6 protein-coding genes are annotated in these 7335 nt (G+C 63.2%); 2 read left to right on the top strand and 4 right to left on the bottom strand.

Annotated features, from left to right (window positions below):
- Positions 1 to 376: 376 nt before the first annotated feature.
- The 4 genes from Q1V60_RS00265 to Q1V60_RS00250 all read right to left on the bottom strand — a co-directional run bounded on the left by Q1V60_RS00265 (position 377) and on the right by Q1V60_RS00250 (position 4610).
- Complete coding sequence (locus Q1V60_RS00265) at positions 377 to 2560, bottom strand: xanthine dehydrogenase family protein molybdopterin-binding subunit (protein WP_300626658.1); 2184 nt, start codon at positions 2558 to 2560, stop codon at positions 377 to 379.
- Positions 2557 to 3546: a xanthine dehydrogenase family protein subunit M gene (locus Q1V60_RS00260; protein WP_300626657.1), complete on the bottom strand. Its 990-nt coding sequence runs from the start codon at positions 3544 to 3546 to the stop codon at positions 2557 to 2559. Before Q1V60_RS00260 ends, Q1V60_RS00265 begins: the two co-directional genes overlap by 4 nt.
- Entirely contained in the window at positions 3543 to 4067 is a 525-nt protein-coding gene (locus Q1V60_RS00255; protein WP_300626656.1) for a (2Fe-2S)-binding protein, read from the bottom strand. Before Q1V60_RS00255 ends, Q1V60_RS00260 begins: the two co-directional genes overlap by 4 nt.
- 96 nt (positions 4068 to 4163) lie before the next feature.
- Positions 4164 to 4610: a DUF4879 domain-containing protein gene (locus Q1V60_RS00250; RefSeq protein ID WP_300626655.1), complete on the bottom strand. Its 447-nt coding sequence runs from the start codon at positions 4608 to 4610 to the stop codon at positions 4164 to 4166.
- Between the two features lie 188 nt (positions 4611 to 4798).
- On the opposite strand from Q1V60_RS00250, the gene Q1V60_RS00245 reads away from it, so the two are divergent.
- Both Q1V60_RS00245 and trmA read left to right on the top strand, forming a co-directional pair.
- Complete coding sequence (locus Q1V60_RS00245) at positions 4799 to 6094, top strand: NCS2 family permease (protein WP_034117796.1); 1296 nt, start codon at positions 4799 to 4801, stop codon at positions 6092 to 6094.
- On the top strand, positions 6091 to 7170 hold the full coding sequence (trmA, locus tag Q1V60_RS00240; RefSeq protein ID WP_300626654.1) for a tRNA (uridine(54)-C5)-methyltransferase TrmA: 1080 nt from the start codon (positions 6091 to 6093) through the stop codon (positions 7168 to 7170). Before Q1V60_RS00245 ends, trmA begins: the two co-directional genes overlap by 4 nt.
- Positions 7171 to 7335 lie beyond the last annotated feature (165 nt).

Below are 7335 nucleotides of genomic sequence, written 5' to 3'. Positions count from 1 at the left end.
GTCCCTGTGGCGAGGGAGCTTGCTCCCGCTGGACTGCGTAGCAGTCCCATTTTTGGGGCCGCTTCGCGCCCCAACGGGAGCAAGCTCCCTCGCCACAGGTCGCAGGTTTTTCTGCTTTAGCGCTTAACTGACCGGCATTAGGGTTTGCCCGCGAGAGCCACGGGTATCTACACAACGTTGATGCGAAGCCTGACGTGTGGCGAGGGAGCTTGCTCCCGTGGCGGCCGAGCAGCCAACGCGACGCTTAGCTGTCGGATGACGCGCATCCCAACGGTGGGAGCAGGCTTGCCTGCGAAGCGGAAGGTCAGTCATTGCATCGTCGACTGACACTCCGTAATCGCGGCGAGCCCCCTGCCGCAAGGGTTATGAGGTGTCTTTAGAGCACCTTATCCAACGTGATCGGAAACTCCCGCACCCGCTTGCCGGTGGCGTGGTAAATCGCGTTCGCCACCGCCGCCGCTACCCCCACGATGCCAATCTCGCCCACGCCTTTGGAGCCAAGGGCGTTGACGATTTCGTCGTGTTCTTCGACAAACACCACATCAATTTCGCCAATGTCCGCATTCACCGGGATGTGGTATTCGGCCAGGCTGTGGTTCATGTAGCGTCCCAGGTGATGGTCGATCTGGGTCTCTTCGTGCAGCGCCATGCCAATGCCCCACACCACCCCGCCGAGGATCTGGCTGCGCGCCATCTTCGGGTTGACCACGCGCCCTGCCGCTATCGCGCTGACCACCCGGCTGACTTTGATCGTGCCCAGGTCTTCATCGACCCGCACTTCCACAAACACCGCCGAATGGGTGGCCGTGGCATAGCCGTCACGTTTTTTGTCCGGCTCGCTGTCGACCTGCACCTCCAGCGCCTCTTCGCCACTGTCCTTGACCAACTGCGCCAACGACACACTCACATCACCTGTATGCAGATGGCCGTCTTCAAAGCGCACAGCCTCGGCCTGCTCGAACACCGGGTACGTCTGCCGAGCGACGGCCAGCAGTTTGGCGGTCAATGCTTCACACGCCTGCTGCACGGCGGTGCCGACGGAGGACACGGTAAACGAGCCGCCCTGCAGCGGCGCCGTGGGCAATGAAGAATCACCGAGCACAAAGCGTACATCCGACATCGCCACACCACTGGCTTGCGCCGCGATCTGGGTCATCACCGTGTACGTACCGGTGCCGATGTCCGTGGTGGCGCTGCTGACGGTGAGTGTGCCGTCGGTTTCGATGCGCGCCTTGGCACTGGCTTTCATCTGCATGGCTTCCCACACCCCGCCGGCCATGCCCCAGCCGAGCAACTGGCGGCCGTCGCGCATGCTGCGCGGTTCAGGGTTGCGCTGGCTCCAGCCAAAACGCTCGGCGCCTTCGCTGTAACACTCGCGCAGGGCTTTGCTCGACCAGGGCTTGTCTTCGTTCTGGTTACGCTCGGCGTAGTTGATCAGGCGCAGTTGCACCGGATCTATGCCTAAGGCGCAGGCCAGTTCATCCATGGCGCATTCCAGGCCAATCACGCCCAGGGCAGCGCCGGGGGCACGCATGTCCAGTGGGGTGAACACGTCCAGCGGCACCAGTTTGTAGGTCAATTGCACGTTATCGCAGTGGTAGAGCATGCCGCTCCACTCCACCACGTGTTCGCTGAAATCCTCGAAGCGTGAGGTCTGGCCAATCGCCGTATGCCCCAGGGCCAGCAAGCGCCCGTTAGCGGCGGCGCCCATCTGCAAGCGCTGCAAGGTGCGCGGGCGGTAGCCGAAGGTGAACATCTGTTGGCGGGTCAGGGTCACGCGCACCGAGCGTTTGAGCGCCAGCGATGCCATCACCGCCAGCGGCAACTGGTACTGCGGGCGCAGGCCCGAACCAAAGGCGCCACCGACGAACGCGGCGAAGACGCGCACCTGGCTTTTATCCAGGCCAAACACCTTTTGCACATACGCCTGGCAGTTCTGCGGGCCCTGGGTCTTGTCGTGGATGTGCAGCGTGCCGTCCGGCTGGTACAGCACGGTGCTGGCGTGGGGCTCCATCGGGTTATGGTGTTCGACGGGCGTGCTGTAGTGCAGGTCGAGGCTGATGGCCGCGCCGGCCCATTCGGCCTGGAAGTTGCCACGCGGGCCGGGCGGTGTCTGGGGCGAAGGGTGGGCCGATTCCTGCTGGGCGATCAGGTCCGTTTCGAAGTCTTGCGCCGCGTATTCAATGTCGACCAGCGAGCCGGCATGGTGCGCCAGCTCCAGGTTATCGGCGATCACCAGGGCCAGCGGCTGGCCGCTGTAAAGCACGCGGTCGTTATACAGCGGGCGAAATGGCGAGCCGTCGGCGGCATCCGCATCGGCGAAGGCGTCGTCGTAGCTGGCGATTTTCGGGCGATTGAGGTGATCAATGACCGCCACCACGCCCGGCAGCGCCAAGGCCCTGGAGGCGTCTATCCGAATGACCCGGCCTTTGGCGATAGTGCTCGAGACTACGCTGCCATGCAGCAGGCCGTCCTCGGGAAATTCCCCGGCATAGCGCGCCTGGCCGGTGACCTTGAGCAGACCGTCGACACGGTCCAGGGGTTTGCCGATGGCGCTCATGGTTGTTCTCCTGCGACCGCAGCGTCGCTCAGTGCACGAATGATTGCGCGGCGCGCCAGCTTGATCTTGAAGCCGTTGTGTTGCAGCGGCTCGGCATCCTGCAGCAGGGCATCGGCGGCGTTACTGAACGTCTCGCGGCTGACTGTCCGGCCGATCAGCGACGCTTCCACGGCACGGTCACGCCAGGGTTTGTGGGCCACGCCGCCAAGGGCCAGGCGGGCGTCGATGATCTCATCGCCGTCCAGCTCCAGGGCGGCGGCAACCGAAACCAGTGCGAAGGCATAGGACGCACGGTCGCGGATTTTCAGGTAGTGACTGTGACGGGCAAGATTATCGGCAGGCAATTCAACGGCGGTGATCAGTTCGTCGTCGCCCAATTGGTTGTCGCGTTGCGGTGCGTCCCCAGGCAGGCGGTGGAAGTCGGCAAACTCGATGACCCGCGCCCCGGCGCGCCCTTGCACATGCACCCGCGCTTCCAGTGCCGCCAGGGCCACGCACATGTCCGAGGGGTGAGTGGCGACGCATTGCTCGCTGGCGCCGAGGATCGCATGGATGCGGTTCAAGCCGGTGCGCGCCGGGCAGCCGCTGCCGGGCTCACGCTTGTTGCACGGCACCGTGGCGTCATAGAAATAGTAGCAACGGGTGCGTTGCAGCAGGTTGCCGCCGGTACTGGCCATGTTGCGCAGTTGCGGCGAGGCCCCGGCAAGGATGGCTTGGGACAGCAACGGGTAACGCTGTTCGATCAGCGGGTGCCAGGCCAGGTCGGCATTGCTGACGAGCGCGCCGATGCGCAGGCCGCCCTCAGCGGTTTCTTCGATGGCGCGCAGCGGCAGTCCGGTGATATCGATCAGGTGCTCGGGACGGCTGATGTTCTCTTTCATCAAGTCCAGCAGGTTGGTGCCCCCGGCAATGAAGCGCGATGCTGCGCTGCTCAGGTGGACCGCCTCGTGCACATCGGCCGGTTTGCTGTAATGGAAGGGATTCATTGCTCACCTCCCCGGTTACCGCACGCCGGCAGCGCTTCTTCAATGGCGTCGCGGATATTGCTGTAGGCACCGCAGCGGCACAGGTTGCCGCTCATCAGTTCCTGGATCTGCGCGCTGTCGTGGGCGCGGCCTTCGTTGGCCAGGCCGACCGCCGAGCAGATCTGGCCGGGGGTGCAGTAGCCGCATTGGAAGGCATCGTGCTTGATAAAGGCTTGCTGCATCGGGTGCAGTTGGTCGCCGTCGGCCAGGCCTTCGATGGTGGTCAGCTCGGCGCCGTCGCACATCACAGCCAGGGTCAGGCAGGCGTTTACGCGCTTGCCATCACGCAAGACGGTGCAGGCGCCGCACTGGCCGTGGTCGCAGCCCTTTTTGCTGCCGACCAGGTCGAGCTGCTCGCGCAGCAAGTCCAGCAAGGTGGTCCAGGGCAACACACTCAATTGGCGATCCTGGCCATTCAAGGTCAAGCGTATCGGGTGGGCAACGAACGGCTGGGCCGCCGCGCCATTGGGGGTCGCGCTCATAAACACCTCACGGGTTGGTCTACATCCGCGGCGTTCAGGAAAATCGCCGTCTCAGGGGTACGACTTCCAAGGGTTTTGAGCGTTCAAGATGATTGATCAGCGGATATTGAGCTGGGTTTTCAGCGTGTTCTGCGGAGGATTGATCGACGTATTGGTGAATTCGAACCAGCCCTGGGCCTGCACGTTCAGGTCAAACACATAGATGTAGCCCATCAACGTGCCCACGCCGTTGCAGGCCTCACTGATGTTTCCCACCTCGCACACCGCCGTGCGCTGCCCGTTCAACTCGGCGCCGTTGAAGCGGCCCATCGGGCTATTGCCCAGGCCGACCTCCATCACTGAAACCTTCGTAGGCCCACGGTGCTCGCACATCTGGGTGGTTTGCACGCGCTCCGGGATGGCCTCGCTGCATTTGCTCGACTCGACCTTGAACACCCGCACCTCGCTCAAAGCCGGTGCAGCCGCGCCCCACGCCGGTGCTGCACCGAGCCACAGGCTCAGACAAGGGATCAGCGCTAGACTCCACACATTGGCTTTTTTCATGCTGTCGATGACCTGCTGTTGAACGTTGGCGCAGTATGCCTCAAGGCCATGCGCCACACAGCCTCGGCTGCTGGTATGATGCGCCGCTTTTTCCGATCCTCTCTGAAGCCACAAGCGCTTGGCGCAGTTTGTGCTTTGACTTAGAGGTCAACAAATCACGACGCAAGATAGCGTCACAGGGAGCCGGCATGCTGGAAAAGCTGTTTCAACTCAAAGCCCACAACACCAACGTGCGCACCGAGATTCTTGCGGGTATCACCACATTCCTGGCCATGGCCTACATCCTGTTCGTCAACCCGAGCATCCTCGGCGAAACCGGCATGGACAAAGGCGCGGTGTTTGTCGCGACGTGCCTGGCGGCGGCCATCGGTTCGACGGTGATGGGCCTGATCGCCAACTACCCGATCGCCCTGGCGCCGGGCATGGGCCTCAATGCCTTCTTTACCTACACCGTGGTCCTGCACATGGGCCACACCTGGCAGGTTGCATTGGGCGCGGTGTTCATTTCGGCGGTGCTGTTCTTCCTGCTGTCGATCTTCCGTATCCGTGAGTGGATCATCAACAGCATCCCCCTGCCCCTGCGCTCGGCGATTGCCGCCGGCATCGGCCTGTTCCTGGCGCTGATCGCCCTGCACAACGCCGGTATCGTGGTCGCCAACCCGGCCACCCTGGTGGGCCTGGGCGATCTGAAACAACCGGCACCGATCCTCGCCACCCTCGGTTTCGTGCTGATCGTCGCGCTGGAGGCCCTGGCGGTACGCGGCGCCGTGCTGATCGGCATTCTGGCGGTGACCATTGTCTCCATCCTGCTGGGCGTCACCCCGTTCGGCGGCGTGACCTCGATGCCACCGTCCCTGGCGCCGACCTTCCTGCAACTGGACATCAAGGGCGCGCTGGACATCGGCCTGGTCAGCGTGATCTTCGCGTTCCTGTTCGTCGACCTGTTCGACAACTCCGGCACCCTCATCGGCGTCGCCAAGCGCGCCGGCCTGATGGGCAAGGACGGCCATATGCCGAAAATGGGCCGTGCACTGATCGCCGACAGTACGGCGGCCATGGCCGGTTCGCTGCTGGGCACCTCGACCACCACCAGCTACATCGAATCCGCAGCCGGCGTAAGTGCCGGTGGCCGCACCGGCTTGACCGCCATTGTGGTCGCGATCCTGTTCCTGCTGGCGCTGTTCTTCTCGCCACTGGCGGCCAGCGTACCGGCCTTCGCCACCGCGCCGGCGCTGCTGTTCGTGGCTGTCTTGATGACGTCCGGCCTGGCCGAAATCGACTGGGATGACATTACTGTGGCAGCGCCGGTGGTAATCACCGCCCTGGCGATGCCCTTCACTTACTCCATCGCCAACGGCATCGCCTTCGGTTTCATCGCCTGGACCGCCATCAAGCTGCTTTCGGGCCGCTACCGTGAGCTGAACCCGGCACTGGTGATTCTGTCGATTCTGTTTGTGATCAAGCTGGGCTGGTTCAACGCATGACTTTTGACGCCGCACGCTACACCGCTCAACTGCAAGACAAGGTCACGCGCCTGCGTGACCTGCTGGCACCGTTCGATGCGCCCGAGCCGCAAGTCTTCGACTCGCCGCCGCAGAACTTCCGCCTGCGCGCGGAGTTCCGCCTGTGGCGCGAAGGCGGGGAACGCCACTACGCGATGTTCGCGCAGGACGACAAGCGCACGCCGATCCTCATCGAAGAATTCCCCATTGCCAGCCAGCGCATCAACCAGTTGATGCCGCAGCTCAAGGCCGCCTGGCAAGCCAGCGCCGCCCTGAGCCACAAACTGTTCCAGGTGGAGTTCCTGACCACCCTGGCCGGTGACGCGATGATCACCCTGTGCTATCACCGCCCGCTGGATGAGCACTGGCACGCCGCCGCAAACCAACTGGCGGCTGAGCTGAACGTGAGCATCATCGGCCGCTCCAAGGGCAAGCGCGATGTGATCGGCCGCGACTACGTGGTGGAAAAACTCGAGGTCGGCGGCCGCACGTTCAGCTACCGCCAACCCGAAGGCGCCTTCACCCAACCCAACGGCACGGTGAACCAGAAGATGCTCAACTGGGCATACGACGCTTTGGGCGATCGCGCGGATGACTTGCTGGAGCTGTACTGCGGCAACGGCAATTTCACCCTGCCACTGGCGACCCGCGTGCGTAACGTGCTGGCCACCGAAATCAGCAAGACATCGGTCAATGCGGCCCTGAGCAACCTCGATGAAAATGCGCTGGGTAACGTCACCCTGGTGCGCCTCTCCGCCGAAGAACTCACAGAGGCGCTGAATGAAGTGCGCCCGTTCCGTCGCCTGCACGGCATCGACCTGAAAAGCTACGAATTCGGCAGCGTATTCGTCGACCCGCCCCGCGCCGGCATGGACCCGGACACCTGCGAACTGACCCGGCGTTTCGACAACATCCTGTACATTTCCTGCAACCCGGAAACATTGGCGGCGAATATCGCGCAGTTGCATGACACGCACCGCATTACCCAATGCGCAATGTTTGACCAGTTCCCGTGGACGCACCATATGGAATCCGGGGTGTTACTGACCCGCCGATAACCTTTCTGCGCAACGCCCGGCTCTGAAGCGTGGGAGCCGGGCTCGGCATAATGCCAGTCAGTTAAGGAGGAGCGCTTTACCGTGGCGAGGGAGCTTGCTCCCGCTGGACTGCATAGCAGTCCTATTTTCCGGGGCCGCTTCGCGGCCCAGCGGGTGCAAGCTCCT

This window comes from Pseudomonas sp. (assembly GCF_030147005.1).
In the GTDB taxonomy this organism is placed as follows: Bacteria; Pseudomonadota; Gammaproteobacteria; order Pseudomonadales; family Pseudomonadaceae; genus Aquipseudomonas.
This window is presented reverse-complemented; position numbering and strand designations above follow the sequence as displayed.